The organism is Pantoea sp. CFCC18177 (assembly GCF_059412425.1).
The window spans coordinates 132,047-158,184 of the sequence record NZ_JBNBPL010000003.1 but is presented as its reverse complement, the minus strand read 5'-3'; the positions used below and the strand labels follow the sequence as shown (position 1 = coordinate 158,184).

Annotated in this window: 30 protein-coding genes and 2 tRNA genes; 14 read left to right on the top strand and 18 right to left on the bottom strand. The window is 52.7% G+C overall.

The features are described 5' to 3' along the window. Positions 1-3: 3 nt before the first annotated feature. Both ACPUC8_RS04900 and ACPUC8_RS04895 read right to left on the bottom strand, forming a co-directional pair. A complete protein-coding gene (locus ACPUC8_RS04900; protein ID WP_039328950.1) occupies positions 4-465 on the bottom strand; it encodes a methylglyoxal synthase in 462 nt (153 codons plus the stop codon). A 68-nt stretch (positions 466-533) separates the two neighbouring features. Further along, on the bottom strand, positions 534-1,160 hold the full coding sequence (locus tag ACPUC8_RS04895) for a YccT family protein (RefSeq protein WP_039328949.1): 627 nt from the start codon (positions 1,158-1,160) through the stop codon (positions 534-536). Positions 1,161-1,339: 179 nt separating this feature from the next. Here ACPUC8_RS04895 and ACPUC8_RS04890 point away from each other — a divergent pair, with 179 nt between their 5' ends. Further along, positions 1,340-1,762 carry a CoA-binding protein gene (locus ACPUC8_RS04890; RefSeq protein WP_039328948.1) on the top strand — a complete coding sequence of 141 codons (423 nt, stop codon included), beginning with the start codon at positions 1,340-1,342 and terminating at the stop codon, positions 1,760-1,762. A gap of 31 nt (positions 1,763-1,793) precedes the next feature. On the opposite strand, the gene hspQ is transcribed toward ACPUC8_RS04890, so the two are convergent. Both hspQ and rlmI read right to left on the bottom strand, forming a co-directional pair. Next, positions 1,794-2,111, bottom strand: a complete 318-nt coding sequence (gene hspQ, locus ACPUC8_RS04885; RefSeq protein WP_058969369.1) for a heat shock protein HspQ — start codon at positions 2,109-2,111, stop codon at positions 1,794-1,796. Between the two features lie 59 nt (positions 2,112-2,170). Next, complete coding sequence (gene rlmI, locus ACPUC8_RS04880) at positions 2,171-3,361, bottom strand: 23S rRNA (cytosine(1962)-C(5))-methyltransferase RlmI (RefSeq protein ID WP_494925676.1); 1,191 nt, start codon at positions 3,359-3,361, stop codon at positions 2,171-2,173. A gap of 82 nt (positions 3,362-3,443) precedes the next feature. Here rlmI and yccX point away from each other — a divergent pair, with 82 nt between their 5' ends. Continuing rightward, a complete protein-coding gene (yccX, locus tag ACPUC8_RS04875) occupies positions 3,444-3,722 on the top strand; it encodes an acylphosphatase (protein ID WP_039329006.1) in 279 nt (92 codons plus the stop codon). Here the strand turns inward: yccX and tusE are convergent, their stop codons facing one another. Then, the gene (tusE, locus tag ACPUC8_RS04870) at positions 3,723-4,049 is read right to left on the bottom strand and encodes a sulfurtransferase TusE (protein ID WP_039328945.1); all 327 of its coding nucleotides are present in this window, start codon (positions 4,047-4,049) and stop codon (positions 3,723-3,725) included. It lies immediately after the preceding gene. Positions 4,050-4,149: 100 nt separating this feature from the next. Beyond that, positions 4,150-4,806, bottom strand: a complete 657-nt coding sequence (yccA, locus tag ACPUC8_RS04865) for an FtsH protease modulator YccA (RefSeq protein ID WP_034820380.1) — start codon at positions 4,804-4,806, stop codon at positions 4,150-4,152. 224 nt (positions 4,807-5,030) lie between these two features. Between yccA and ACPUC8_RS04860 the strand changes: the two genes are divergently transcribed. From ACPUC8_RS04860 to agp, 3 genes are all read left to right on the top strand, one after another. After that, positions 5,031-5,118: transfer RNA gene (locus ACPUC8_RS04860), tRNA-Ser, on the top strand. 34 nt (positions 5,119-5,152) lie between these two features. Further along, positions 5,153-5,240: transfer RNA gene (locus ACPUC8_RS04855), tRNA-Ser, on the top strand. A 256-nt stretch (positions 5,241-5,496) separates the two neighbouring features. Beyond that, on the top strand, positions 5,497-7,104 hold the full coding sequence (gene agp / locus ACPUC8_RS04850; RefSeq protein ID WP_494925675.1) for a bifunctional glucose-1-phosphatase/inositol phosphatase: 1,608 nt from the start codon (positions 5,497-5,499) through the stop codon (positions 7,102-7,104). 49 nt (positions 7,105-7,153) lie between these two features. Here agp and ACPUC8_RS04845 read toward each other — a convergent pair whose 3' ends face one another. Genes ACPUC8_RS04845 through wrbA form a run of 3 tightly spaced genes read right to left on the bottom strand, consistent with a single transcriptional unit; the run spans position 7,154 to position 9,432 of the window. Next, positions 7,154-8,527: an NAD-dependent succinate-semialdehyde dehydrogenase gene (locus tag ACPUC8_RS04845; RefSeq protein WP_039328942.1), complete on the bottom strand. Its 1,374-nt coding sequence runs from the start codon at positions 8,525-8,527 to the stop codon at positions 7,154-7,156. Between the two features lie 54 nt (positions 8,528-8,581). Next, a complete protein-coding gene (locus tag ACPUC8_RS04840) occupies positions 8,582-8,812 on the bottom strand; it encodes a YccJ family protein (RefSeq protein ID WP_038647733.1) in 231 nt (76 codons plus the stop codon). A gap of 20 nt (positions 8,813-8,832) precedes the next feature. Beyond that, positions 8,833-9,432, bottom strand: a complete 600-nt coding sequence (gene wrbA, locus ACPUC8_RS04835; RefSeq protein WP_039328941.1) for an NAD(P)H:quinone oxidoreductase — start codon at positions 9,430-9,432, stop codon at positions 8,833-8,835. A gap of 309 nt (positions 9,433-9,741) precedes the next feature. On the opposite strand from wrbA, the gene ACPUC8_RS04830 reads away from it, so the two are divergent. Both ACPUC8_RS04830 and ACPUC8_RS04825 read left to right on the top strand, forming a co-directional pair. Continuing rightward, positions 9,742-9,906 (top strand): con-10 family general stress protein, encoded by a 165-nt coding sequence (locus tag ACPUC8_RS04830; protein WP_013508570.1) that lies wholly within the window; start codon positions 9,742-9,744, stop codon positions 9,904-9,906. Positions 9,907-10,014: 108 nt separating this feature from the next. Further along, positions 10,015-10,929, top strand: a complete 915-nt coding sequence (locus ACPUC8_RS04825) for a DMT family transporter (protein ID WP_039328939.1) — start codon at positions 10,015-10,017, stop codon at positions 10,927-10,929. On the opposite strand, the gene rutG is transcribed toward ACPUC8_RS04825, so the two are convergent. The 6 genes from rutG to rutA are packed head-to-tail and all read right to left on the bottom strand — an operon-like array spanning position 10,926 to position 15,878. Continuing rightward, entirely contained in the window at positions 10,926-12,251 is a 1,326-nt protein-coding gene (rutG, locus tag ACPUC8_RS04820; RefSeq protein ID WP_039328938.1) for a pyrimidine utilization transport protein G, read from the bottom strand. The two genes, ACPUC8_RS04825 and rutG, sit on opposite strands and share 4 nt — an antisense overlap. A 45-nt stretch (positions 12,252-12,296) precedes the next feature. Beyond that, complete coding sequence (gene rutF / locus ACPUC8_RS04815) at positions 12,297-12,818, bottom strand: NADH-dependent FMN reductase RutF (protein WP_039328937.1); 522 nt, start codon at positions 12,816-12,818, stop codon at positions 12,297-12,299. A gap of 16 nt (positions 12,819-12,834) precedes the next feature. Beyond that, on the bottom strand, positions 12,835-13,638 hold the full coding sequence (gene rutD, locus ACPUC8_RS04810) for a pyrimidine utilization protein D (protein ID WP_494925674.1): 804 nt from the start codon (positions 13,636-13,638) through the stop codon (positions 12,835-12,837). After that, positions 13,638-14,033 (bottom strand): pyrimidine utilization protein C, encoded by a 396-nt coding sequence (gene rutC, locus ACPUC8_RS04805; protein WP_039328935.1) that lies wholly within the window; start codon positions 14,031-14,033, stop codon positions 13,638-13,640. Before rutC ends, rutD begins: the two co-directional genes overlap by 1 nt. Positions 14,034-14,076: 43 nt before the next feature. Beyond that, the gene (gene rutB, locus ACPUC8_RS04800) at positions 14,077-14,787 is read right to left on the bottom strand and encodes a pyrimidine utilization protein B (RefSeq protein ID WP_039328934.1); all 711 of its coding nucleotides are present in this window, start codon (positions 14,785-14,787) and stop codon (positions 14,077-14,079) included. After that, positions 14,787-15,878 carry a pyrimidine utilization protein A gene (gene rutA / locus ACPUC8_RS04795; protein WP_039329004.1) on the bottom strand — a complete coding sequence of 364 codons (1,092 nt, stop codon included), beginning with the start codon at positions 15,876-15,878 and terminating at the stop codon, positions 14,787-14,789. The genes rutB and rutA overlap by 1 nt, the downstream gene beginning before the upstream one ends. 307 nt (positions 15,879-16,185) lie before the next feature. Here rutA and rutR point away from each other — a divergent pair, with 307 nt between their 5' ends. Together rutR and ACPUC8_RS04785 are read left to right on the top strand one after the other, a co-directional pair. Next, entirely contained in the window at positions 16,186-16,821 is a 636-nt protein-coding gene (gene rutR / locus ACPUC8_RS04790; protein WP_039329002.1) for an HTH-type transcriptional regulator RutR, read from the top strand. A 23-nt stretch (positions 16,822-16,844) separates the two neighbouring features. Then, positions 16,845-17,819 (top strand): metal-dependent hydrolase, encoded by a 975-nt coding sequence (locus ACPUC8_RS04785; protein ID WP_494925673.1) that lies wholly within the window; start codon positions 16,845-16,847, stop codon positions 17,817-17,819. Between the two features lie 38 nt (positions 17,820-17,857). On the opposite strand, the gene cycA is transcribed toward ACPUC8_RS04785, so the two are convergent. After that, entirely contained in the window at positions 17,858-19,249 is a 1,392-nt protein-coding gene (cycA, locus tag ACPUC8_RS04780; RefSeq protein ID WP_039328932.1) for a D-serine/D-alanine/glycine transporter, read from the bottom strand. Positions 19,250-19,531: 282 nt separating this feature from the next. Between cycA and ACPUC8_RS04775 the strand changes: the two genes are divergently transcribed. Beyond that, positions 19,532-20,230: an extensin-like domain-containing protein gene (locus ACPUC8_RS04775; protein ID WP_494925672.1), complete on the top strand. Its 699-nt coding sequence runs from the start codon at positions 19,532-19,534 to the stop codon at positions 20,228-20,230. On the opposite strand, the gene ACPUC8_RS04770 is transcribed toward ACPUC8_RS04775, so the two are convergent. Beyond that, positions 20,231-20,965, bottom strand: a complete 735-nt coding sequence (locus ACPUC8_RS04770) for a DUF4396 domain-containing protein (protein WP_231568839.1) — start codon at positions 20,963-20,965, stop codon at positions 20,231-20,233. Positions 20,966-21,454: 489 nt separating this feature from the next. Between ACPUC8_RS04770 and ACPUC8_RS04765 the strand changes: the two genes are divergently transcribed. Continuing rightward, positions 21,455-22,177, top strand: coding sequence for an autoinducer binding domain-containing protein (locus ACPUC8_RS04765; protein WP_039328930.1), 723 nt, complete (start codon positions 21,455-21,457; stop codon positions 22,175-22,177). A 122-nt stretch (positions 22,178-22,299) separates the two neighbouring features. Then, the gene (locus tag ACPUC8_RS04760) at positions 22,300-22,911 is read left to right on the top strand and encodes an acyl-homoserine-lactone synthase (RefSeq protein ID WP_039328929.1); all 612 of its coding nucleotides are present in this window, start codon (positions 22,300-22,302) and stop codon (positions 22,909-22,911) included. 30 nt (positions 22,912-22,941) lie between these two features. On the opposite strand, the gene ACPUC8_RS04755 is transcribed toward ACPUC8_RS04760, so the two are convergent. Beyond that, complete coding sequence (locus tag ACPUC8_RS04755; RefSeq protein ID WP_039328928.1) at positions 22,942-23,169, bottom strand: DUF2594 family protein; 228 nt, start codon at positions 23,167-23,169, stop codon at positions 22,942-22,944. 430 nt (positions 23,170-23,599) lie between these two features. On the opposite strand from ACPUC8_RS04755, the gene uvrY reads away from it, so the two are divergent. Together uvrY and uvrC are read left to right on the top strand one after the other, a co-directional pair. Then, positions 23,600-24,259 (top strand): UvrY/SirA/GacA family response regulator transcription factor, encoded by a 660-nt coding sequence (gene uvrY, locus ACPUC8_RS04750; protein WP_039328927.1) that lies wholly within the window; start codon positions 23,600-23,602, stop codon positions 24,257-24,259. Then, entirely contained in the window at positions 24,252-26,084 is a 1,833-nt protein-coding gene (gene uvrC / locus ACPUC8_RS04745) for an excinuclease ABC subunit UvrC (protein WP_039328925.1), read from the top strand. The genes uvrY and uvrC overlap by 8 nt, the downstream gene beginning before the upstream one ends. Positions 26,085-26,138: the final 54 nt, after the last annotated feature.

The window sequence follows — 26,138 nt, the reverse complement described above, 5'->3', positions numbered from 1 at the left end:
GGATTAGGCTTTTAAGCGCTCAGCGAGGTAACGCTGATAATCAGGAATCTGGATCTCAACCTGCTGCGCAAACATCGGTGACTGAATAATAAAATCCGCGGTGGCGCGATTGGTCGCCACCGGGATATTCCATACCGTGGCGAGGCGTAGCAGTGCTTTAACATCCGGATCGTGGGGCACCGCGTTCAGCGGGTCCCAGAAGAAGAACAGCACATCAATTTTCCCTTCTGAAATCAATGCACCGACCTGCTGATCGCCGCCCATCGGGCCGCTCAGCATGGCATTCACGTCTAAACCCGTATGGCGATTAATCAGATTGCCTGTGGTTCCGGTGGCATAAAGGGTATGGGGTTGCAGCGCGGGTTGATTGGCTTTAACCCATTCCAGCAGCGAGGCTTTGCAGTGGTCGTGTGCGACGAGGGCAATATGCTTTTTGACTTCAAGGGTACGAACGGTCTGCTCCATAGGGCTTCCTGTTTCTTCTCATGCGATAGTGATTAAGGCACGAGTTTACCCTTGGCATTTCATCACTATCAACTTGCGCGTAAGGTTTTCATCCAACTAATAAATCGCTGACGTGTGGCGGCATCAAAACGCTCAAACCAGCGCTGGAGGGAGGGGAGGTCGCCCGCATCCTGCCAGGCAAAATCGAGATCCATTTTGGCATCAGGCAAACTGGCTGATTGCAGAGCAAAACGTGGAACGGAAGCCGCCTGAGCATTACGGTTATAATTCACCATCGCCTTTTCAAGATCGCTATCACTCTCTTTTGGCAAACGATCGCGCACGCTGGCGATTTCATTACCGCGTTCATCGATCAGCTGAAAATTGAGTGCCTTATCAAAGGCGTTACGTTCACGGCGATTATCGAGCGAGGGTAAACGAATGGCGACTGAACTGGCGTTGGCATTAAAGGTGACAATCATCGGCACCGACTGAAAATGCGTGGCGTCTGACCCCGGTTTTTCAACGCGAAACAGAAATTGATGCTGTCCACGCTCCAGCTCAAGGCTGTCCGCGCCTTTCAGCAGCGAGCCTGAGATTTTGCGGCCATCCAGCACCAGCAGATCGATCTCAGGATCGAGCTTTAAGGTGATGGCATGGCAGGATGCCGATACGAGCAACACGAGTAAACCCGTAACAGCCAAAGACAGCTTCATTTCAACTCCCGGAAGGTGGGGAAAAATCGGTGATGTGTAGCAAATTATTACATTATGGCAGTAAATTTACATTTTTACATATTTATTCGTGCTGCCGCGCAAAGATTCCTGCTGTAAGACTTGCAACATGTAAGGCATAGCCATCTACACTCAGGCGAGTGGAAAAAAGGAGAAATTGCATGAATGACCAAACGATTCGCGATGTGCTGAGCAAGACCAAACGCATTGCCCTGGTCGGTGCCAGCGATCGTGCTGACCGCCCGAGTTACGGTGTAATGAAGTTCTTGCTCGATCAGGGATATGAAGTGATTCCGGTCAGTCCAAAACTGGCTGGGCAGCAACTGCTGGGCCAAACCGCCTATGCGGCATTGGCGGATATTCCGGGCAAAGTCGATATGGTTGATGTCTTTCGTAATGCGGAAGCAGCGTGGGGCGTAGCGCAAGAAGCGATTGCGATTGGTGCAGATACGCTTTGGCTACAGCTGGGTGTCATTAATGAACAGGCGGCGGTACTGGCGCAGGATGCGGGTATGACAGTGATTATGGACCGATGTCCAAAAATTGAAATTCCACGACTGGGATTATTGCAGTCAACTCACTAAACAGAAACGGCGACATAGGTCGCCGTTTACTTTAATGGCGCAGGCTGGGTGCCTGCAGCTGCTGCCGTATCGAAGCGGCAAGCTCGTCCATCGACGGCTGCTCAGGATGCTCGAAGGAGGTTTCTCCTGCCAGCTGAATTTCAGCGACGTAGGTATGAACCTGCTCGCCTTCTTCATCTTCCATCACCACGTGGTACCAGGGTGCCATGCGCAATGTCTCACTGGCAGCAACATCATCCAACTCGGGTTTATCAAGCGAAAACTCCGGATCGACATCCACGATAACGCCGAGCACCCCGGAGAGACGGTGTCGGACTTGCTGTCCAATTCCAAATTTGCTGGTAATCATTGTGACCTCCCAAAACTGTGCCCTGCTACCAATATGGAGGCAGGGTTCAGGTTTTCAAGTCACAGCACGCGGCAGGCAAACCCTTTCAGATAAAGCCCTTCAGGATAGCTGGCGATCACAGGATGGTCGGCTGCCTGACGGAACTGCTCAATAAATTGTACATCACGACCGGCATCGACGGCGGCATCGGCAATGATTTTCTGGAACAAATCAGTCGCCATCAGGCCTGAGCAAGAGTACGTCAGCAGGATACCGCCGGGATTCAATAACTGCATCGCCAGCATATTGATATCTTTATAACCACGGCAAGCGCCCATCAGCTGGTTTTTGTTCTCAACGAATTTGGGCGGGTCCATCACGATGAGGTCAAATTTCTCACCGCTGTCACGGTAACGACGCAGCAATTTGAACACGTCATCGCGCACGAACTGTGCACGAGTAAGGTCGAGGTCATTTAGCTCTACGTTTTGTTTTGCGACATCCAGCGCATCTTGTGAGGTATCGACGCTGATCACTTCGCGGCAGCCACCGATCAACGCAGACACTGCAAATCCGCCGGTGTAAGAGAAGCAGTTCAGCACGCGGGCGTTCTCCGCATAGCGACGGGTGGCGAAACGGCTGTCACGCTGATCGAGGTAATAACCGGTTTTATGGCCGCCCTGGATATCCACCAACAGTTTCATGCCGTGTTCAGTAATCGGCAGTAACGGAGGCGGCAGTTCACCGGTTACCGGACCTTGTGCCAGCTCCAGCCCCTCTTTTTTACGCACCGCAACATCAGAACGATCGTAGATCGAACAGGTTGGGAAACATTGCTGCAAGGCAGAGAGGATGGCAGGGCGCTGGTACTCAGCACCCGCAGAGAGGAGCTGCAACACCATGAAGTTGCCGAAACGGTCAATGGTCACGCCTGGCATGCCATCGGACTCACCGGCGATCACACGATAGCTATCAAGCCCGTCACGCTTCGCCAACCACTCGCGCCACTGTTGTGCCTTTTCAAAGGCGCGAACAAAGAATGCGATGTCGATTGACTCATCCTGCTGCCAGCTCCAGACGCGCGCGCGAATTTGTGATTGCGGAGAATAAGCGGCACGGGCCAGCCATTTGCCATTGCTATCACAGATATCAATGGTTTCGCCTGACTGGGCTTTACCTTCCATACGTGCAACAGCACCAGAGAACACCCACGGATGGCGGCGGAGCAGGGATTTTTCACGTCCCTTTGCGAGAATCAATCGAACGGTCATGTTTGCTATGCTTACCTGAAAAAATGAGGCGCCATTTTCCGGTGGATGGCGGCAAAATGCAATGTACAAAGGGGAGATTGCCATGGCGAACACGTGCTACAAAATCTGGATACACGGGATTGTGCAAGGGGTTGGCTTTCGCTATTACACCCAAGCGCAGGCAAACGAACTTGGGGTAACAGGCTATGCGCACAATCTCCGCGATGGCAGCGTGGAAGTGCTGGCAGCGGGTGATCATAAACAGGTTGAAGCGTTAATCGCGTGGCTGAAAGCGGGAGGGCCGCGCAGCGCACGCGTTGATAAGGTCTTGGTTGAGCCGCATCAGCCAGCGCAAATTCCAGCCAGGTTTACCACTGGCTAATCACAGACATTTAGCCGGTTTAGGTAAGCCAGCGATTTTGGTGGCTTGTTTTGCCGGACCTTCTGGAAAGAGTCGGAAAAGGTAGCGACTGTTGCCTTTCTCTTCGCCATATTTCTGAGCCATGGCTTTGACCAGCATGCGCACCGCTGGTGAGGTATTGAACTCCTGATAGAAGGCGCGCACAAAGTGCACCACTTCCCAGTGCGCTTCGCTCATCTCAATGTCTTCGTTTTTTGCAATCTCTGCAGCGAGGGTTTCGCTCCAGTCTGCACTATTCTTTAGATAGCCTTCCGCATCGGTGGCGATCTCTTTACCGGCAAAAATCACAGTTATTCCTCACAGCATCATTAGCTCTATTGTAAGTTCTCCAGATTCAAAAAAGCAAAAACCCCACCGAAGCGGGGTCAGAGATGCAATCTTTGACGACTTAATCTTTGCTGGCAAAGCCCAGCAGACTCAGCAAGCTAACAAAGATGTTGTAGAGCGACACATACAGGCTGACTGTGGCGCGGATGTAGTTGGTTTCACCGCCGTGGATGATGTTGCTGGTTTCCCACAGAATCGCACCGGCAGAGAACAGAATAAACAGGGCGCTAATTGCCAGGTGCAGTGCAGGCAATTGCAGGAAGATGTTGGCAACCACCGCAACCAGCAGCACCACGAAACCGGCCATCATCATTCCGCCCAGGAACGACATATCACGGCGGGTGGTCAGGACATAGGCTGAGCAGCAGAAGAACACCAGCGCCGTTCCGCCCAGCGCCATGGCAATCACATCACCCATGCCAGCGGCAAGGAAGGAGCTGAGAATTGGCCCCAGGCAGTAACCGAGGAAACCGGTAAAGGCAAAGGCAGCCAGAATACCCGCAGGACTATTTGCCAGACGATAGGTCAGGAACATCAGACCATAAAAACCGACCAGCATCAGGATCAAACCCGGTGACGGTAAGGCAAATACGGTGCTGAGCGTGGCGGTGACCGCTGAAAACGCCAGTGTGAGGCCCAGTAAGAAGTAGGTATTGCGTAGCACTTTGTGGGTGCTGATCAGCGATTGCTGCTGCGACGAGCTAATTATTCTATCCATCATGCGCTCCATTATAGAGAGAGAACACCAAATATGGGTTGAGAATACGCAACGGCTGGAAGTCAGCAAAGGCGTTTTACCCATCTTTACGCGATAAATGGCTGTTTCATTGAGCAGAATGGCGATTTTGACAGCAAAAAAATGCATTTTGACTGTTTTTCAGGCGAACGATTCAATCGACGCTTTACATCGTTCGGGGGGATGTTTATAGTGCGCCTCATTGCGGAGGGGTGGCCGAGTGGCTTAAGGCAACGGTCTTGAAAACCGTCGATGGGAAACCATCCGAGAGTTCGAATCTCTCCTCCTCCGCCATCACTCTTGCTGAGTGTCGTAACAAAAAATCCCCGGAGGGATGGCCGAGTGGCTTAAGGCAACGGTCTTGAAAACCGTCGATGGGAAACCATCCCAGAGTTCGAATCTCTGTTCCTCCGCCATATTAAAGAAGCCCGTAGCGATGCGGGCTTTTTGCTTTTCAGCGTTCAGAGATTCCGAAAAACATCCCTTTGCTTTTCAAACTGCTGCCGTTGCCCGACGGCAAGCGCGATTACTGCTATAGTCCATTCACGGTTTTTGCAAACATCTGGCGATTTTCCGAGGCAAGCTGGGTTACACTGTGCGGTAATTCGCTCAATGGCGAGCTAATCGTTTGAATGCCAGAGTGTTTCACTGATGAATTATGGAATAGGCACAATGATCAAGAAACTGAGTCTTTGCGCGTTGTCAGTTATCGCTGCGCTCCCAATGGGTATGTCTGCTTATGCGGCAGAGGGGGATATGCAGCTGCAGCAGGTGCTGATGCTGAGTCGTCACAATTTACGTGCACCGTTGGCGAACAACGGAAGCGTGCTTGAGCAATCCACCAAGAAAAGCTGGCCACAATGGGATGTCCCCGGCGGCGAGCTGACCACCAAAGGTGGCGTGCTGGAAGTCTACATGGGTAACTATACCCGTCAGTGGCTGGCACAGCAGGGATTGGTGCAAAGCGGTACCTGTCCTGACAGCAGCAACATCTTCGTGTATGCCAATAGCCTACAGCGCACTGTCGCGACCGCACAGTACTTCATTACTGGCGCGTTCCCAGGCTGTGATATCAGCGTTACCCATCAAGATGCGATGGGAACCATGGATCCGATCTTCAATCCGGTGATCACCGACGGCAGCGATGAATTCAACAAGAAAGCGCTGGCTGCGATGACTGCTGCCAATGAAAAGCTGGCGTTGAAACCGGCTTTCCAGCAGTTGGAAAAGATTGTTGATTACAAATCTGCACCGGCCTGTAACGGTAAAAAACAGTGTGATTTGAGCAGCGGTGATAACACCTTCAGTGCAGAAAATGGTAAAGAGCCAAACGTGAACGGCCCGCTGAAAATCGGTAACTCGCTGGTGGATGCATTCACCTTGCAATATTACGAAGGTTTCCCGGCGGATCAGGTTGCCTGGGGGCAGATCAAAACGCCTGAGCAGTGGAAAGCGCTGGCCGCCATTAAAAATGGCTATCAGGACGCACTGTTTACCTCTCCCGATGTTGCGCGCGAAGTGGCTGCGCCGCTGGTGGATTACATCCGCAGCCAGTTAGTGGATCAAGACAAAGCCAACGCGCCGAAAGTCACGGTGATGGTGGGTCACGATTCCAACATCGCGTCGTTGCTGAGTGCATTGCAGGTTAAACCTTATGAACTGCCAGGCAACGATGAGAAAACGCCAATTGGTGGTCAGGTCGTCTTTGAGCGCTGGCATGATGCGAAGAACAATAAAGACCTGCTGAAAGTGGAGTACGTTTATCAGACGGCTGAACAACTGCGCGATGCAGATGTGTTGAGTCTGAAAAATCCACCGAAGCGTGTCACGCTGCAACTGGCGGGATGTGATGCAGATGCCAATGGCTACTGCAGCTGGGACCAGTTCACTACCGCTTTAAACACCGCACTGCAGGGCACGCCTTTGCAACCGGCAGCGCCTGCGCCCGCAGAACAGCCTGCTGCGCAACCGGCTCCCGCTGCAGCTGATGATGCGAAAGTGAAAGAAGACCAGGCTGCTGCTGATAAAGCTGCCGCGGATAAAGCCGCTGCTCAGAAAGCGGCAGATGCCAAAGCCGCCGACGAGAAGGTTAAAGCCGATAAAGCGGCTGCCCAGAAAGCCGCTGAGGAAAAAGCCAAAGCCGAGAAAGCCACTGCGCAGAAAGCAGCAGAAGACAAAGCGAAAGCCGATGCAGCAGCAGCCCAGAAAGCCCAGGCTGATGCCAAACCGGAAACTGATGCAACTAAACCCGCTCAGCAACCGGCACCGGCCAGCAACTGAGTGGTCAGGCAATGAAAAAACCCCGTCTCGACGGGGTTTTTTATTATGGCTAGCCGGCCACCACCACCAGCTTCTGGTTGGCAAACTCTTTCAAGCCGAGATCGGAGAGTTCACGCCCATATCCCGAACGCTTCACGCCACCAAATGGCAATTCGGCTGCGGTGTCGCTCTGGGAGTTGATAAACACCATGCCGGTTTCAATCTGTGATGCCATATTGCGCCCACGCAGAATATCGCGCGTCCAGACCGAACCGCCTAATCCATAGTGAGAATCGTTAGCCAGGGTAACCGCAGTACGATCGTCCGCCACCACATACACTTGCGCCACGGGACCGAAAAACTCCTGATAATAGGCGGGATTATCCGGTGTCAGGCCAGTTAATACCGTTGGCTGGTAGTAGCAACCTACGCCTTCAATTACCTTACCGCCAAATTCCACGCGCGCACCCTGTTTCACTGCATCATCCACCTGTTTGACCAGGCGATCGCGCGCATCTTGCGAAGACAGTGGGCCCAGGGTAGTTTTCTCATCCAGCGGATCGCCCGGCGTCGCGGATTGCAGTGCCACGCTGAATTTTGCCATAAACTCACTGGCGATTTTTTCATGCAGGATAAAGCGTTTGGCTGCAGTACACACCTGACCACAGTTGCTCAGACGCGCCTGTGCTCCTTGTCGCACCGCCTCGTCGACGTCGGCATCATCCAGCACCACAAATACATCGTTCCCCCCCAATTCAAGGGTGGACTTTTTCAAGTGCTTCCCGGCTTGTTCCGCCACCGCACTTCCGGCGCGTTCAGAGCCGGTCAAGGCCACACCCTGGACACGTGGGTCAGCAATCAAGTCTGCCACCTGTTCCGTGGAAATAAACAAGTTGGTCCATGCCCCTTTGGGTGCACCGGCTTCCTCAACCAACTTTTCAAACACATCGGCACAGTGCGGCACAATATTGGCATGTTTTGCCAGCACTGGATTACCTAAGGCCAGATTGGGGGCCAGCACACGCATCAACTGGTAGTAGGGAAAATTCCATGGCTCGACGGCGACGATCACGCCAATCGGGTGGTACTCCAGCCATGCATCACCCACTGCGCTGGGGTAGGGCTGTGCTTGCAACAGATGCGCAGCGTGTTCGGCATAGTAGCGCGCGATCTGGGCGCAAATTTTCACTTCGCCCCGGCTTTGCCCAATCAGTTTGCCCATCTCTTTACTGGCAATGGTGGCAAGTTCATCAACCCGCTGGTCGATCAAATCCGCGAGCTTATGCAGCACCTGCAAACGCGGTTGCATATCGCCTTTACTCCACGCGGAATGATAGAGTGCATCTGCGGTGCTGAGTGCTTGCTGCATAAAAGTGTCATCATGCGCGGGCCACGTTTTCAGCAATTCATTATTGGCCGGATTGATACTTTGATAGGCTGACATAAAGGATTCCTTGGCATGTAAAAATGACAAAGGCGGGACCAGCCCGCCTGTGATTTAAACGTTCTTACGCTCGACCGTCTTGTCGTCCCACGTCAAAACGTCTTGATCAGTCTTGTCAAAAGCGCGGAGCAGCACATCATCGCTACCTTGCTGACGCCAAATTTCTTCCGCGAGTCGTTCGTCATAGTTCGCCACTTCGAAAATTGCTTCGGCAATTTCTGGTGAGGTGTGGCGCAGCGTGGCCCATTCGCCCACGTGGTGAGCTTTTGACTGTTCTGTGGCCATAAAAGTCTCCTGTAGTGGATTTATCCTTGCAGTTTTACCGCCAGTCCAGCGACGTATTGGCCCTGATAGCGGGCAATTTCCAGTTCTTCGGCAGAGGGCTGTCGTGAACCATCACCACCCGCGATGGTGGTGGCGCCATAAGGTGTCCCGCCGCGAACCTGAGAAATATCGAAGAGTTGTTTGGTGCCATAGCCAATCGGCACAATCACCATGCCGTGATGGGCGAGGGTGGTCCACACCGACGTGATGGTCTGCTCCTGTCCACCCCCAGTCCCCGTGGAAGCAAAGACACTGGCGAGTTTGCCGTAAAGCGCGCCTGAGGCCCATAAACCGCCAGTGCGGTCCCAGAAATTGCGCATCTGTCCGGCCATGTTGCCGAAGCGGGTCGGTGTGCCAACAATAATCGCGTCATACTGCGGTAGATCTTCCGGTTTCGCTTCTGCGGCGGCTTGATTAACTTTGCCTCCGACCTGAGCAAACCGTTCAGCTTCCATACTCTCTGGCACGCGCAAAATCGTTACTTCTGCGCCGCTCACGCTTTTTGCGCCTTCAGCCACGGCTTGCGCCATGGTTTCGATATGTCCATACATGGAATAATAAAGCACCAAAATTTTTGCCATGGTTTCCATCCTGCTAAGAGTGATGAGTATTCAGAAGTATAGAAGAGCTTGCGCGGGGTGCTGGAAAGAGGTTATTCATGCTGATGAGCCGTTATGCTAAAAGCACGACTAACCGCCTGTATGCCGGACATTTATCTGGTTTTGATGTGATAAATAAGAGGATTATGTGTTTCAAAGTATGAATATCAGCCAGATCTTGCGTGTCATTGGCTATTCTTTCAGCAGGCGGTACGGACATTCCACCGCCTTGCTTTTCACCTCATTGGATGAAAAGTCCTAACCACAGATGCTCAATCCCTGGAGGAAATGATGGCTCAACATCGTGGAGGATCAGGCAATTTCGCCGAAGACCGTGAGAGAGCTGCAGAAGCTGGCCGCAAAGGCGGTAAAAACAGTGGCGGTAATTTTAGAAACGATCCGCAACGCGCTTCTGAAGCGGGTGAGAAAGGGGGGCGCAGTCGTAATAAGAAATAACACGGCTGTGATGTTCCCCTCCGCCGGGTTTATCCCGGCGGTCACAGCGATTGCAATTGCCCCACCTCATGAGCAAAAATGACCGCCAATTGATTACTCTGGTGCGTTATGTCCGTTTCCACTTCACGTTTCAGCCTGCGTATTTCTCGTCAGGAACTGGTTCTTATTTTCATCACCATGGTATGGGGTGGAACCTTCCTGGTCGTACATCGGGCGATGGCACACTCCGGCCCCTTTTTCTTTGTCGGGCTACGTTTTGCTACGGCATCGCTGATTCTGGCCTTTTTTTTCCGTCGCTATCTTAAGCAGATGACCTGGCTGGAAATCAAAGCCGGTACGCTGATCGGGCTGGCCATTGCCGGTGGCTATGGTCTTCAGACCTGGGGTATGCAAACCATATCAAGTAGTCAATCGGCCTTTCTGACGGCGCTCTATGTGCCGGTGGTCCCGTTACTGCAATGGCTGTTTCTGCGCCGCCCGCCGGGATTGATGGCGTGGATGGGTATTCTGTTGGCCTTTACCGGACTTGTGCTGGTGGCAGGGCCACAAGATGGCAGCCTGACGTTGAATGCGGGCGAAATCGCCACGCTGCTCAGCACACTGGCGATTGCAGCAGAAATTATTTTGATCAGCCGTTATGCCGGTGAAGTTGATGTGCGCCGTGTCACCTTGATTCAACTGATGGTGGCTTCAGCCTGCGCATTTGTCTTTATGATCCCTAATGGCGAATCAGTGCCAACTCTGTCCGCGCCGCTGTTGTTCAGCGCGCTGGGTCTGGGTGCGGCAAGTGCGCTGATTCAGGTCACCATGAACTGGGCGCAGCGCAGTGTCTCTCCGACGCGGGCAACGGTGATTTATGCGGGTGAACCGGTTTGGGCAGGAGTTGTAGGACGCATTGCGGGCGAGCGACTGCCAGCGGCGGCATTGCTGGGGGGCGCGCTGATTGTCTGCGGGGTGATCGTCAGTGAACTGCGGCTGCGGCGGAAGAAAGCGGTGCCCGATCAGGCACCGCAAGAACCTTAAGGCTGCGGTCGTGCCGCCTGGCTAGCCAGTGCGGCACCGCGACGTTTGAGAATCGCATTGAGAATAATGGCACCAAAAGTCGCTGTACCGATGCCGCCGATGGTGAAACTGCCTATTTTCAACGAGAAATCACCCGCGCCGAGCACCAGCGTAGTGGCAACCATGATCAGATTGCCGTTTTGGCTGAAATCAACGTGGTTCTGCACCCAGATGCGCGCACCCGCCACGGCAATCAAACCGAACACCACAATCGATGCCCCGCCAATTACCGGTCCAGGGATGGTGTGAATCAAGGCGCCAAATTTTGGTGAGAAGCCCAGTACCAAGGCGATAACCGCTGCCGCAACAAATGCCAGCGTTGAGTAGACTTTGGTCACCGCCATTACACCGATATTCTCCGCATAGGTGGTGACGCCACTACCGCCCATTGAACCCGATAGCATGGTCGCCAGGCCATCGCCCACAAACGCACGGCCCATCCAGGGGTCAAGATTACGCCCCGTCATACCCGCTACCGCTTTGATATGACCCAGATTCTCTGCCACCAGAATGATCGCCACAGGGGCAATCATCACAATCGCTTGCATATCAAATACGGGTGCCGTGGTGTGCGGCAGTCCGAACCAGGGGGCAGTGGCCAGGCCACTAAAATCCACCGGTTTACCGAATCCCATCACATTGGTCAGCAGTGCGTAGAGGGCCCAGGCGACAATCAACCCAACCAGAATCAGCAGACGTTGAACCATGCCGCGAGTAAACACCGCCACCACGCCAATACACAGCACGGTCATCACTGCCATCCAGCTGTCGAACATCGATGCCGACACACCGTGCACCGCAATCGGCGCCAGATTGAGGCCAATCGCCATCACCACCGCGCCCGTCACCACCGGTGGCATGAGACGTTCAATCCAGCCGGTGCCCACTTTCATCACCACGAAACCAATCAAGGTGTAGAGCGCACCGCAGGCAATCACTCCGCCTAAAGCCAGCGCCAGATTGGGGTTTAGCCCTTGTCCGTTAAATCCGGTGACGGCAATGATCACCCCGACAAACGCCGCACTGGAGCCCAGATAGCTGGGTACGCGGCCACCGGTGACCACAAAGAACAGCAACGTACCGATACCGGAAACCAGAATCGCCAGATTGGGGTCCAGTCCCATTAACAGCGGCATCAGTACCGTTGCGCCAAACATTGCTACAGCATGCTGCAGGCCAAGGACAACGGTCTGCCCGAGTGGCAGCGTTTCATCCGGCGCAATCAGCCCATTTTCAGTCATGGCTGACTTTTTCTGCCAGCGGGGGAACCAGGAATTCGCCATCTTGCTCTCCAGGATGTCAGTGGGATTGGGCCGCACAACGCGGCATTAGCGGGCATCCTGCCGCAAAAGGTGATGATATCCACGGTCAAACCATGCCAGGCCATGCGAGTCGTCGTTGCGTGCTAATGCCAGGACTTCACAGAACAGCACATCGTGTGTACCGACGCTGACCACCTGCGAGACTTTACAATCGAATGAGACCAGCGCGCCCTCCAGCAGAGGAGAGCCGGTCGTCAGCGTGTGCCATCCCGCCTCGGCGAAGCGCTCTGGCATCGGCGTTTTACCGCCAAACAGCGTAGAGAGCGCTTCGTGACCGGCGGCCAGGGTGTTGACACACAAGTGGCCGTTGTCGCGAAAGGTGGGCCACACTGAAGCGGAACGATTGAGGCACACCAGCAGCGTTGGTGGGGTGTCAGTGACGCTACAAACAGCAGAAGCGGTAAAGCCTGCGCGGCCTGCCGGGCCATCGGTGGTGATGATGTTCACTGCGGAGCCCAGCCGTGCCATGGCGTTGCGAAACGCATCGCGGTCTACTTCAGGCATAACCGGCAATTCATGCACACTCATGTCATTCCTCCTGTTATCAACTGACCGCTCGGTGGGGAAGGGGAGCCGTTTCTGCCAACCAGCCCAGTAGCAGCGAGTTAAAGGTATCGGCATCTGTCACGCTCATCGCGTGGCCACCCCAGGCCATCTCAATCAGACTGCCAGCAGGCAGCGCCTGCGCCAGTTGTGGTGAACAACTCCACGGCACCAGCAGATCGTCCTGGCTGTAAATGGCTAAAACTGGCTGGGTGATTTTTGCCGCATACGGGCGAAAATCGCAGTTCATCAGTGCATGCAGGCGGCGCAGCAGATTCTCCATGCCCTGGAAATGTGCCACGTGGTGTGCATCTTCAGCGCAAATACGCACCTGATGGCGGGCCAGCCACTCGGCGGGATAGAGGAACAGCGGCTGAGCACGCACAAAGGCTTCAACCCCCACGTTAAGTAGCAAATCCTGACGGACCCGGAAGCAGCGCTGCGTGTGGGGATCCAGAGACAACCAGCCGTTGATTACCACCACGCGGCCTACACGTTCAGGGAAATCCAGCGCCAGTTGCAGTCCAATCAACCCACCCAGCGCGTGCCCGACAATGTCGTAGTGCTGAATGTCATGCTGTTGCAAAGCGTCAGCCAGCTCTGCCGCCATCATTGCCATACTGTAACCTTCGGGCAGCGTATCCTGGCTGCGCCCGGTGCCACGCTGATCGTAAGTCACCACCCGATAATGTGGCGTCAGTGCGGCCAACTGCGGCTGCCAGAATCCGGCCACGCCGCCCAGCCCAGAGGAGAGCACCAGCGTGGGCGCATCTGCTGCCGTTAATCCCTGAATCTCAAGATGCATTACGCCTCCGGTTTGCCGATGTGCGCCACGCTGGCGATTTCTACCAAGGCTTCAGGTTTTACCAGACCACACTGGATACAGAAGCGAGCCGGTTTATCGCCGGGGAAGTATTCGGCGTAGACCGTATTAATCGCCGCGTAGTTGCTCCAGTCAGTGAGGAAGATGGAGTTAAAGGTGACGTCACTCATCTCGCCACCGGCGGTTTCAATCACCTTTTTAATCGTTTCCAGCACATGACGTGTCTGCGCTGCTGCATCGCCAACGTGCACTACATTGTTGCTGGTATCGAACGGCAGGGTGCCCGAAACATACACCACACCGTCGGCCAGCGTCCCGGGTACAAATGGGGCGATGGGGGTGCCGCTCCCGGCTGGAATAATCACACTCTTCGGCATCGCTATTTTCCTTTTCGTTATGGTTTTGCAGGTGAAAGTGGTTTTAGCCTTTCAAGGCTTCGCAGAACGTATCGGTGTCGCTGACCCAGCCAAAGAAGGTTTCGATGTTGAAGATGGCGGCCTGCTGTGCAAAGGCCGGCCCCGCCTGGTACGTGGCATCTTCCAGAACCACACCGAAGTACTCGAGGAAGAAGCCATCACGCAGCGTCGATTCCACACAGACATTGGTGGCGATACCGGTAAATACCAGATGACGAATACCGCGGCTGCGCAGCATGCTGTCGAGCGGCGTGTTGAAAAAGCCGCTGTAGCGGGGTTTTGGCAACACAATGTCACTCGGTTGCGGGGTCAGTTCATCCACCAGAGCGTAATCCCAGCCCCCTTTTGACAGCAGGGTACCCTGCAACTCTGGACGTTTGCGCATAGTTTTCAGTGCGTTGGATTTGTGGAAGTTCGGCGAACCGGCATCGCCAGCTTCCACATACTGATCGTCCCAGCCATTTTGGAACCAGATGATCTGCACGCCCGCAGCACGCGCAGCGGTGACCGCCTGATGAATTTTGGCGATCACCGGTTTGGTCGCGGAGACGTCAAACCCTGCAAGATCAAGATACCCGCCTTCGGTGGCATAGGCGTTTTGCATATCCACCACAATTAGCGCGCTCTGCGCTGGCGGCAGCGCAATGGCTTCCGGGCGAGCGGGCAAGGTAATGTTCGGTAAGCTGGACGTATGGGCGCAAACAACAGTACTCATCAGGCAACCTCCTTCTGCGAAGCGATTAACTCTTGGCGACATTTCATCAATGGCTGGATACGTTCACCGAAGGCTTCAATACCTTCCAGGAAATCATCAAAGGTCAGTAACACGCCCTGCGCGCCCTCGACCAAAGCAACCTCATCCAACATTCGTGCCACATTGGCGTAAGAACCGACCAGCGTGCCCATATTGATGTTGACTGCTGAAGTGGGGTCAGCCATCTGGCGCACATTGGTATCACTGCCGGATTTAGTGTCTTGCTGGCTTTGCGTGGTCAGCCAGGCAAGAGCCTCTTCGTCAGCACCGGCTTTGTAATGCTCCCATTTGGCGCGTGCGGCTTCGTCGGTTTCGGCGGCAATGATCATAAACAGCACGTAGGAACCCACATCGCGACCTGCTTTATCTGCCGCTTGTTTCATGCGTGCGGCTGTCGGTGCGAACGCCGTTGGCGTGTTGACGCCTTTACCAAAGCAGAAGTTGTAATCTGCGTGCTGCGCTGAGAAGGCCATGCCGGCATCGCTCTGCCCGGCACAAATCACTTTCATTGGTTTTTGTGGCTGTGGGCTGACGCGACAGTCGTTCATGGTGAAAAATTCACCTTTGAAGTCGCTCTTACCGCTGCCCCACAAATCGCGCAGTACCGTGACGTACTCCGTCAGATATTGATAACGACTAGAGAAGTATTCATCGCCGGGCCAGAGCCCCATCTGTTCGTACTCAGGCTTTTGCCAGCCGGTAACGAGATTGACACCAAAGCGACCATTCGAGATGGAGTCGATGGTAGAGGCCATGCGCGCCACAATCGCTGGCGGCAGCGTCAGGGTGGCTGCGGTGGCATAAATTTCAATGCGTGAGGTCACCGCCGCGAGTCCCGCCATCAGGGTGAAGGATTCAAGGTTGTGATCCCAAAACTCGGTTTTCCCACCGAAGCCGCGCAGTTTGATCATCGATAGCGCGAAGTCGAAGTGGTAGTGCTCGGCCTTCAGCACAATCTCTTTATTCAGTTCAAAAGTCGGTTTGTACTGCGGCGCATGGGTGGATATGAGCCAGCCATTGTTGCCAATCGGGATAAAGACGCCAATTTTCATGTGAAACCTCTCTGCAATGAACGGGAACTGCTTCACGCGCTGCGCTGCTTCCAGCACGCATCCTGCTGGCGGCGCTCAGTCACAAAATTGCAAAGCCTGTGCCACATTTTTAAAGGCCTTTAACAACAATGTGTTAAAAACGTGAGGTGATATAAAATGGAGTAAGTGGTCCAAAACAGACCGTTTGGTCAAAACGTTATGCACATTTTTCATGCGTATCATGGTCAAAAAAGGTGCATATCGGCGATTAGGCAGGAATCGAGGCCTTTGTTATGATGCGATGACGCAGGATGGAAGAGGTAACAGTGTGAAAAGCGATGAAAAAAAGCCAGGGCGACGCTCGCGCGCAGTGGCGGCAAAACGTGCCGCGATTCTGGAAGCGGCGTTAGCCTTCTTCTCGCAATACGGTATTCATGGCACCAGCCTCGATAAAGTGGCGGAGCGCGCCGACGTCTCGAAGACCAATTTACTTTACTACTATCCGTCAAAAGAGCTGTTGTATGTGGCGGTACTGAAAGAGATTCTGGATGTGTGGCTGGCCCCTTTACGCGCCTTGCAGCATGATCACGACCCGCTAACCGCCATTCGGAAATATATCCGTCTTAAGCTGGAAGTGTCGCGCGATCATCCACAGGCCTCACGCCTGTTTTGTCTTGAGATGCTACAAGGCGCGCCCTTGCTGAAAGGTGAATTAGCCGGGGACTTAAAAGCGCTGGTGGATGAGAAGGCGGCGATTATTGAGCAGTGGATCGCTGAAGGGCGCTTAGCCGGCGTGCAACCACAGCATCTGTTTTTCCTGCTGTGGGCCACGACGCAGCATTACGCTGATTTTGCCTCACAGGTGGAAGCGATTACCGGCCAGACTTTAAGTGACCCTGAGTTCTTTGAGCAGACGCTGGATAATGTACAGCGCATGATTATTGAAGGGATCCGCGTGCGCTGATCCCGCTTTTGCCAGGAGAGTGCATGGATTCGCTATCGCAGTTAACGTTGGGCGCGGCGGTTACTGTCGCCGTGATGGGCAAACGCGTGCCGTTGTGGCAATCGGCGTTGGTCGGCGCTATCGCCGGTACTTTGCCCGACCTCGATGTGTTTATCGATCACGGCGATGCAATTCGCAATATGACGCTGCATCGCACCGAAAGTCATGCATTGCTTTTGCTGACGCTGGTGGCGCCGTTGCTTGGCTGGCTGGTCGCTCGTGCCACACGCAGCCGTGAATACTGGCGCAGTTGGTGTCTGGCAATCTGGCTGGCGCTGATCACCCATCCTTTGCTCGATCTAACAACGGTATACGGTACGCAATTGGGCTTACCCTTTACCGATTTCCCCTACGCTATCGGCAGTATGTACATTATCGACCCACTGTATACCTTGCCGCTGTTGATAGCCCTGGTGATTGCATTATGGCGGCGGGACAGGGTGGGATTGCGCTGGAACCAGGCTGGATTGCTGGTGAGTACGCTCTATTTAGGCTGGAGTATGGTGGTGCAGTGTGTGGCGACGCAGCATATTGAGCAGGATTTAGTGCAGCAGTCTGTCACGCCACAGCAGGTGTTGGTGACCCCAACTGCCTTTAATACTTTGGTGTGGCGCACCGTGATCATGACACCGGACCAGTATGGCGAGGCGTATTGGTCATTGATGTCCCCGGACCGTCCGCTTGAGATTAGCTGGCACCCTCGTCATCCAGAGCTGTTCGCTGCTTTTAAAGGCCAGTGGCATGCTGAGCGCGTGGCATGGTTTAGCCATGGTTTTTACGCCATGAGGCAGCAAGGTGAGGACACTTTGATGTCGGATTTACGCATGGGCGAGGCGCCCAATTACACCTTCACCTTTGATCTGGGATCGCCACAATCCCCTGATCTGGCACCAGAAAGAGAACCTTCGGTACGACCCTCGCTGGCGCAGGCATGGCATAAACTGCGGGAGCGGTTATAAAAAAAGGCCCCATAGAGGGGCCTTTTTTATGAGCTGAATCAGGCTTTACGACGACGTAACAGCCAGCCCATGGTCAGAATGACGAACCACAGTGGCGTCACCATCAGCGCCTGACGAGTATCTTCCTGTAAAGTCAGCAGCACTAACACAAAGGCGAAGAACGCCATGCATACCCAGCACATAAACTTGCCCAACGGCATCTTAAACTTCGATTCCGCATGGCGTTTTGGATGCTGCTTGCGATACGCGAGGTAGCTGCACAGGATAATGGTCCAGACAAACATAAACAGAATCGCCGAAACCGTGGTGACCATGGTGAATACGGTCATCACATCCGGGATCAGGTAAATCAGCGCCACGCCACCCAGCAGGCAGAAGCAAGAGAAGAATAAACCGGTTGTTGGGACGGCGCGGGAAGACAAGCGACCAAAGGCTTTATGCGCCACGCCCATCTCCGCCAGACCAAACAACATACGGCTGGTGGAGAAAATACCGCTGTTAGCGGACGATGCCGCAGAGGTCAGTACCACAAAGTTAACGATGCTGGCCGCGGCAGGTAACCCGATTAACACAAACATCTCAACGAACGGGCTACGATTTGGCAGCACCTGATTCCACGGCGTTACCGCCATGATCACCAACAGCGCCAGCACGTAAAACATAATGATACGAATCGGGATGGCATTAATCGCGCGTGGCAGCACTTTGTGCGGATCTTTGGTCTCTGCTGCCGCAGTGCCCACTAATTCCACACCGACAAAGGCAAACACAGCGATCTGGAAACCAGCAAAGAAGCCACTCAGGCCTTTCGGGAACATGCCGCCGTGATCCCAGATATTACTTAATGACGCAGTGGTGCCACCAGGCGATGGATAATGCATGGCGACCAACACAATGCCGGTCACAATCAGCGCCACAATCGCCACAATTTTAATAATCGCGAACCAAAACTCCATCTCACCAAATAACTTCACGGTGGCAATGTTGAGGGCCAGGAACACGAAAATACACAGCAGGGCGCTCATCCACACGGAAAAGCCTGGGAACCACAGTTGGAAATAGGAGCTAATCGCCACCACGTCCGCAATTCCGGTCACCACCCAACAGAACCAGTAGGTCCAGCCGGTAAAGTACCCCGCCCAAGGACCAAGTAGATCAGCGGCGAAATCGCTAAACGATTTGTACTCGAGATTGGAAAGCAGCAACTCACCCATTGCGCGCATAACAAAAAACAGCATAAAACCGATGATCATATAAACAAAAATGATCGACGGACCGGCCAGGCTAATGGTTTTGCCCGACCCCATAAAGAGCCCGGTACCGATAGCGCCGCCGATAGCGATGAGCTGAATATGACGATTATGCAAACTACGTTGGAGTTTTTCCGGTTGGTTGGCCTCAATAAGCGCCTCTTTGGATTGATCAACCATAAATATATCTTTCCTGTTTTGATGTTGTGTCAGCTCTGCTGGCTGTTTGATATTGTGCCGCTGTAAGGGCAAGTGGCATAAGATAGTGGAAAGGCAGCGACTCTCGGTAATTGTTTTTTAACAATTGTGAGCTTTTACGCGCTTTACTCTGTCAGTAATTATTTACATGGGATCTTCATCCGGTATTTTGCGTAAATCTTCCACAATAAAGCCTTTTTTGTGTTGGTTTACCCTTCGCCTCCTACACTTACGAGTTCTTATAAAAAGAAAGGGTGAGGTGTTGTGCGCGCAATCATTGCCATAGCCATTCTGGCGTTGTGTGGCTGGTGGAGCATTCCCTGGCTGAAAACGCATTTGCCCGCGCAATGGAATCCCTTCACGCCATTGGCCATGACCGATCCACCGGGTTGGATGATGCGTTATAAACTGCAACGACTCAGTCGTGACCCTGCTGCCTGCCTTGCGGTACTGGAAAGTGCGAAACAGCTGGGCTTCATCCAATATCGTGTTGTGCCTACTCTCCAGGGCGATTGCTCCCTGGAGCAGCCGCTGCGCGTAAGTGGGTTTGGTGAGGTGGGGTTGAGCAGCTCTTTCCTTGCCAGCTGTCCGATGGCGGTGAGCAGCACTCTGTTTGTAGTGAACAGTCAACTGGCCTTAAAGCAGGCAGGGATCAACAGCCCACTTCGCCGTATCGCGCATGTGGGGAGCTATGCGTGCCGCAATATTTATCATCGCCAGCAAGGGCGCTTAAGTGAACATGCGACAGCGGATGCTTGGGATATCAGCGGATTTCAGCTGGCCAATGACCGCTGGTTGCAGGTGGGGAAGAACTGGCAACAACCCGCTGATGCGGCAACGGCCTTGCACGCGCTGTGGCGCACGGGTTGCGCCACCTTTGGTAATGCGCTGGGGCCGGACTACAACGCCGCGCATGCCGCGCATTTCCACCTTGGTATGCGCGGGGCAGGTTACTGTCGTTGACTAAACAGCGGGATTAAGCCCACGTTTTATCAGGAAATGATTAGCAGGCCAGGAGAACAGGAAGCCGATCATCATCGCTAATTGCAACATAAACCAGAACCCCACCAGGAATGGATTGATCTGCTGGTTAAGCACGAACTTTAGGGCCAGCGCCATAAAGATAAAAATGCCTAATTGATAAATCAGCAGCGGAAAAGTTTCTGTTTTTAATGCTAATAATAAGGCACGGCCAAATGAACGTTTTTCACGCTGGCGAATGGCGAGAAACTGCAAAAATAAACCGACCAGCAAGGAAACTATCACGCAAATAACCCCCTGAAGCCAAAGCGTGGGGTTAATAGCGAACTGATTTAGTAAGGTGACTATCGGGATTGTCATTATATCGCCAAATATACAGGCAGCGGCAGATAATGAAGTGGAAATAAATATGGTTTGCCAGCTAGCGTAACCCTGTATTTTTTGCGGAACCAGCAGCGCAAGTTTAACCTGTCGCGAGGGTTTACGACCCAGATACCACCATGCGAGCCAGCCAATGAAGGGCATATACAAGCCTGTGAGTGGCCAGATGATATTCATCACCGCCACGGGATGTGGATGGCGAAAAAGGTCTTTTAAGATCATCAGGGCTGTGCAGCCGCCCAATACAAGGAAAGGTAATGCCAACTGGTTCAACATAGTCAGTTCCGCTGTTATCCCAAAAACGCGCGACAATGCGGCTGAGCCGTGCTGCGGCATTGTCTCCCCTTTGCTAAATCCCGTGGCATGATGCACCGCTATCCTCTAAGAGTAGCTGGAAAAGAGGGTGACGGAAATCACGCTGTACTGTTCACCGCAGAAGCCACAAAGATTAAGAATGAACCTCATTGCCGCCTCACGCTAAATATCCCTGCATCTTAAGTATCCGCTCTGACAGTGAGTGATTTCGGTTAATGACGATGCTAAAAATTTATCAATCTAATGATAATTTTCAATGAATCGGGTGATTGAAACGTCTTCGGAAAAATCCTATTCTAATCAGCTAAGACGATTAAAATTGTGAAGCTATTGGCAAAAAATACCTGCTCGCACACTCTCATTACGGTAACGCATTGACATCTGGATAGTTATGATTGTTACCGCAAGTGCTGCTTTCATTTCAATCAATATTTTTTCTCATGTTAATTAATTTTTATGTTAATCAGAACGAATAACAAGGTAAAAGCGTGAAACAACGCTGAGGCAATAATGACTACCGATAATTATTTCGTCTGGCGAGGCGATACTGAAAATGAATTTCAGGCGCTGACGGAAGTGTTGCAATTGAAAGCGCTATTACAAAAGCACATAGAAGCGTTGGGTTTTGATTCATTCGCTTTTTTGGTTCAGCACCCGGTGCCTTTTACCCGGCCTCGTGTGTTTTTGTTTAGTACTTACCCTGAGAGCTGGGTAAAGCGCTATGAAAGCGAAAATTATTATACCGTGGATCCGGTGCTGCTACTTTGCCAGCGGCCGGGACGTGGCGTGGAATGGACGCGTGATTTATTTACTGGCGCAGGCAATTTGTGGGCTGAGGCTAACGCGGCAGGGCTCAATAGCGGCTTTTCCTGTTCAGCAATGGCGTCAAATCGTGCCATTGGTATATTATCTATCGCATCATCGATTCATAGTCAGACTCAACACTTACGCGTTCAGTTAGAAGTGAAACTTCATTTCCTGGCGGAACTGAGTTTGCGCGTGCTGGAGCGGCTGAATGATAGCTCTATGGCAGTTTTATCTAATGATTTTAGTCAACGCGAACTGGAAATCCTGAAATGGACGGCAGAAGGGAAAACCTCTGCGGAAATTTCACTTATTTTAGCGATATCTGAACATACGGTGAACTTTCACCAAAAGAATATGCAAAAGCGTTTTAATGTTTCCAATAAAACGCAGATTGCCTGTTATGCAGCAGCGATTGGCTTGATATAGCAAAAAGGCAACTACTAATTTTAGTAGTTCCCAGCCAAAGGTCAGTTGTCTACCCTGCGCCGGAACTTTGCCAGGCTGGCGCAAAGAAATCATTGCAAACATGGGGATGTCAGAGGCGCATGATGAAAATAATTCAAACACAGCTTAAGGATATGCCGTCCTCTTTGTTGGCCGAATTGGGAACTTACCGGTATAGCGTTTTTGCGCGTGGAGAAGGATGGTCTATTCCTCCGAGGCTGAGCACGCCTGGACAGGAATACGATCGATTCGATCGTTCCGATGTGACTTGGCTGATAGCCTGGAATGCGCGCCAGGGTATCTGCGGGTGCGCGCGTCTGCTGCCCTGGCATGAGCCTGAAGTGCCCGAAGGCATCGTGCTGCCGTTTGATCAAAACAAAGTGTGGGAAATGTCGCGCTTTTCGGCCCGTCTTGAAGTAGACGCAGAGTTGCCACTCAATATTTTATGGCATTCAGTGCAGATGGCAGAATTGAATGGCATGGATTTTCTGATTAGTTCAGCCACGCCGATGCTGGAGAAAATGTTTGAACGGCATCAGGTGGTGTACGAACCGCTGTCACCCGGGTTGATTCAGTCTGAAGATAATTTGTTTGCCATAAGAATACCGGTTCAGCAACCGGCACTGGCAGAGAAGTACCGTGGTACACGACGTTTCGGCCCTGAAGAAGTGCTGCCCACACTGGGCGTGTCGGTCAACTGGCAGGCGCATAGCTAATCACCCCGCGCCATGCGCGGGGCTGGCCGCTTACTGACGATAAGCGGTTTTGATTTGGCGAATGGTGTTGCTAAACACTTCCGCCTGCGGTTTATCAACTAATGCGCTCTGAACATAGCGCTCCATATTGATAATCACTTTGCCCGCATCGGCTTGACCCATACCTTTCAGGATCAGCGTCACCATCATTTTCAGACAGGCCACTTCATCTGCCAGCGCCTGGGTTTCCTGCGAAGTTGAAAAGTCTTCATCACTCATAATTGACTCCTTGGTGGTGTTACTCGATGTTGGCACATTACCTGTGCGTAAAAAACAGAGTATATCATAAGGTTGTTTGAGGAATTTAGGCCAGGCGAAGCGGTAAATGTCATGCGGGTGATTAATTGCTGTTCGCGCTATTTATCACCAGAGAAGAATGAAAAAAATTCCCTATTTATTTCGTCGTGATATCACAGGCATGAGAAAATGTTATAAATTATAACATAATGATATTAATCACAATTTTGAATTTTAATTCTTGCATGTTAATGCGTTATACACAAATGACAAGGGCCGAGTGGGCCTAATTGATTTACATCATTTCAATTGGGATTTATCTGCGTTACCAGATGTTATTTCCCCCGCAAACCCGGTAAGATGGCCTCCCAGTAATATATTTTCTCTTCACTAACCTGCGGAGTACGTCCCGTTGATCAGCCTGCTTCTTGTTGATGACCATGAACTGGTACGCGCCGGTATTCGCCGTATTCTTGAAGATATGAAGGGACTCGTGATTGCCGGGGAAGTGGCCTGTGGCGAAGATGCGGTTAAATGGTGTCGCAGTAACCCGGTTGACGTGGTGCTGATGGACATGAATATGCCCGGCATTGGTGGCCTCGAGGCCACACGCAAAATCGTGCGTTTTAATCCTGACATCCGCATCATTATGCTCACCATTCACACTGAAAATCCGCTGCCGGCGAAAGTGATGCAGGCCGGTGCTTCGGGGTATTTGAGTAAAGGTGCAGCGCCGCAGGAAGTGGTGAGTGCGATTCGTTCTGTGCATTCCGGGCAGCGCTATATCGCGTCTGATATCGCTCAGCAAATGGCACTCAGCCAGATCGAGCCGCAGAAAGCAGAATCTCCGTTCAGCTGTTTGTCGGAACGGGAATTGCAGATTATGCTGATGATCACCCGAGGGCAAAAGGTGACGGACATTTCCGAGCAGCTCAATCTTAGCCCGAAAACCGTTAACAGCTATCGTTATCGCATGTTCAGCAAACTGAATATCAGTGGCGACGTAGAGTTAACGCATTTGGCCATTCGTCATGGCCTGTTCAATGCGGAGCCATTAATCAGTAGTGAGTGACGTTTTCAACTCCAAAGCCTTTCTCAGCACCGTGACCAGTCAGCCCGGCGTCTACCGTATGTATGACGCGACAGGCACGGTGATCTATGTTGGCAAAGCCAAAGACCTCAAAAAGCGTCTGACCAGCTATTTTCGTACCCAAGTGGGCAGTCGCAAGACCGAGGTATTGGTCAGTAACATTCACAATATTGATGTCACCGTCACCCACACCGAAACCGAGGCGTTGCTGCTTGAGCATAATTACATCAAGCTCTATCAGCCGCGCTACAACGTGTTGTTGCGCGATGATAAATCCTATCCGTATATTTTCCTGAGTGCTGACGCGCATCCACGGTTGGCCATGCATCGCGGCGCTAAGCATGCTAAAGGTGAATACTTTGGGCCATTCCCCAATGGTTACGCCGTGCGCGAAACTCTGGCCTTGCTGCAAAAAGTATTCCCCATTCGTCAGTGTGAGAACAGCGTGTATCGCAACCGCTCTCGCCCCTGTCTGCAATACCAAATTGGACGCTGCCTTGGCCCCTGTGTCGCCGGTCTGGTGACAGAAGAGGAGTATCGACAGCAAACCGATTACGTACGACTTTTTCTTGCGGGTAAAGATGATCAAGTGATCAACCAACTGGTCAAACGCATGGAAGAGGCCAGCCACGGATTACGCTTCGAAGAAGCCGCACGTCTGCGCGATCAGATTCAGGCGGTACGCCGTGTGACGGAAAAACAGTTTGTATCGAATCAAGGCGATGACCTGGATGTGATGGGCGTGTCATTCGATGCTGGCATGGCGTGCTTGCACGTGCTGTTTATTCGCCAGGGTAAAGTGTTGGGCAGCCGCAGCTACTTCCCGAAAGTGCCTGCTGATACGGAATTAACCGAAGTGGTGCAAACCTTTGTCGGCCAGTTTTATCTGCAGGGCAGTGAAGCACGCACCTTGCCCGCCGATATTCTGCTCGACTTCAATTTACCCGAACGTGAATTGCTGGCTGAGTCGTTGAGCGAGTTAGCCGGGCGTAAAGTGAACATCCAGAGTAAACCGCGTGGCGATCGCGCGCGCTATCTCAAGCTGGCACGCACCAATGCCGCGACAGCATTGACCACTAAACTTTCCCAGCACTCGACTATTCAACAACGGCTCGCGGCGCTGGCGGTGTTTCTTGAGCTTGATAGCATCAAACGCATGGAGTGCTTCGACATCAGTCACACCATGGGTGAGCAGACGATTGCCTCCTGTGTGGTGTTTAACCGTGATGGCCCACTGCGTTCAGACTATCGCCGCTATAACATTGAAGGCATCACGCCGGGGGATGATTACGCGGCGATGAATCAGGTGTTACGCCGTCGCTACGGCAAAGCGCTGGAACAAGACAAGATCCCAGATGTAATTATCATTGACGGGGGAAAAGGTCAGTTGGCGCAAGCGAAGCAAGTGTTTGCCGAACTGGATGTGCCATGGGATAAAGATCGACCCATTCTGCTGGGCGTGGCAAAAGGTAGCGATCGCAAAGCCGGGCTGGAAACTCTGTTTTTCGAAGCGGAAGGAGAGGGCGTCTCCCTGCCGCCGGATTCGCCAGCACTGCATGTCATTCAACACATTCGTGATGACTCTCACAATCATGCAATTTCAGGGCACCGGAAAAAACGCGCGAAAGTGAAGAACACCAGTGCACTGGAAAGCATAGAAGGCGTAGGGCCAAAACGGCGTCAACAGCTGCTTAAGTACATGGGTGGCCTGCAACCGCTGATGAATGCCAGCGTTGATGAGATAGCGAAAGTACCTGGGATTTCCTTTGCACTGGCGGAAAAAATATACCACTCGCTGAAACACTAACGTTGAAACAGGGGGGGCAATGTAGGAACATACGTTAAATCCTACCCACACCAG

What these genes read in the sequence shown, in the direction of transcription:
- ACPUC8_RS04900 (WP_039328950.1), bottom strand. Translation starts at nt 465, where the DNA reads ATGGAGCAGACCGTTCGTACCCTTGAAGTCAAAAAGCATATTGCCCTC.
- ACPUC8_RS04895 (WP_039328949.1), bottom strand. Translation starts at nt 1,160, where the DNA reads ATGAAGCTGTCTTTGGCTGTTACGGGTTTACTCGTGTTGCTCGTATCG.
- ACPUC8_RS04890 (WP_039328948.1), top strand. Translation starts at nt 1,340, where the DNA reads ATGAATGACCAAACGATTCGCGATGTGCTGAGCAAGACCAAACGCATT.
- hspQ (WP_058969369.1), bottom strand. Translation starts at nt 2,111, where the DNA reads ATGATTACCAGCAAATTTGGAATTGGACAGCAAGTCCGACACCGTCTC.
- rlmI (WP_494925676.1), bottom strand. Translation starts at nt 3,361, where the DNA reads ATGACCGTTCGATTGATTCTCGCAAAGGGACGTGAAAAATCCCTGCTC.
- yccX (WP_039329006.1), top strand. Translation starts at nt 3,444, where the DNA reads ATGGCGAACACGTGCTACAAAATCTGGATACACGGGATTGTGCAAGGG.
- yccA (WP_034820380.1), bottom strand. Translation starts at nt 4,806, where the DNA reads ATGGATAGAATAATTAGCTCGTCGCAGCAGCAATCGCTGATCAGCACC.
- agp (WP_494925675.1), top strand. Translation starts at nt 5,497, where the DNA reads ATGATCAAGAAACTGAGTCTTTGCGCGTTGTCAGTTATCGCTGCGCTC.
- ACPUC8_RS04845 (WP_039328942.1), bottom strand. Translation starts at nt 8,527, where the DNA reads ATGTCAGCCTATCAAAGTATCAATCCGGCCAATAATGAATTGCTGAAA.
- ACPUC8_RS04840 (WP_038647733.1), bottom strand. Translation starts at nt 8,812, where the DNA reads ATGGCCACAGAACAGTCAAAAGCTCACCACGTGGGCGAATGGGCCACG.
- wrbA (WP_039328941.1), bottom strand. Translation starts at nt 9,432, where the DNA reads ATGGCAAAAATTTTGGTGCTTTATTATTCCATGTATGGACATATCGAA.
- ACPUC8_RS04830 (WP_013508570.1), top strand. Translation starts at nt 9,742, where the DNA reads ATGGCTCAACATCGTGGAGGATCAGGCAATTTCGCCGAAGACCGTGAG.
- ACPUC8_RS04825 (WP_039328939.1), top strand. Translation starts at nt 10,015, where the DNA reads ATGTCCGTTTCCACTTCACGTTTCAGCCTGCGTATTTCTCGTCAGGAA.
- rutG (WP_039328938.1), bottom strand. Translation starts at nt 12,251, where the DNA reads ATGGCGAATTCCTGGTTCCCCCGCTGGCAGAAAAAGTCAGCCATGACT.
- rutF (WP_039328937.1), bottom strand. Translation starts at nt 12,818, where the DNA reads ATGAGTGTGCATGAATTGCCGGTTATGCCTGAAGTAGACCGCGATGCG.
- rutD (WP_494925674.1), bottom strand. Translation starts at nt 13,638, where the DNA reads ATGCATCTTGAGATTCAGGGATTAACGGCAGCAGATGCGCCCACGCTG.
- rutC (WP_039328935.1), bottom strand. Translation starts at nt 14,033, where the DNA reads ATGCCGAAGAGTGTGATTATTCCAGCCGGGAGCGGCACCCCCATCGCC.
- rutB (WP_039328934.1), bottom strand. Translation starts at nt 14,787, where the DNA reads ATGAGTACTGTTGTTTGCGCCCATACGTCCAGCTTACCGAACATTACC.
- rutA (WP_039329004.1), bottom strand. Translation starts at nt 15,878, where the DNA reads ATGAAAATTGGCGTCTTTATCCCGATTGGCAACAATGGCTGGCTCATA.
- ACPUC8_RS04785 (WP_494925673.1), top strand. Translation starts at nt 16,845, where the DNA reads ATGGATTCGCTATCGCAGTTAACGTTGGGCGCGGCGGTTACTGTCGCC.
- cycA (WP_039328932.1), bottom strand. Translation starts at nt 19,249, where the DNA reads ATGGTTGATCAATCCAAAGAGGCGCTTATTGAGGCCAACCAACCGGAA.
- ACPUC8_RS04770 (WP_231568839.1), bottom strand. Translation starts at nt 20,965, where the DNA reads ATGCCGCAGCACGGCTCAGCCGCATTGTCGCGCGTTTTTGGGATAACA.
- ACPUC8_RS04765 (WP_039328930.1), top strand. Translation starts at nt 21,455, where the DNA reads ATGACTACCGATAATTATTTCGTCTGGCGAGGCGATACTGAAAATGAA.
- ACPUC8_RS04760 (WP_039328929.1), top strand. Translation starts at nt 22,300, where the DNA reads ATGAAAATAATTCAAACACAGCTTAAGGATATGCCGTCCTCTTTGTTG.
- ACPUC8_RS04755 (WP_039328928.1), bottom strand. Translation starts at nt 23,169, where the DNA reads ATGAGTGATGAAGACTTTTCAACTTCGCAGGAAACCCAGGCGCTGGCA.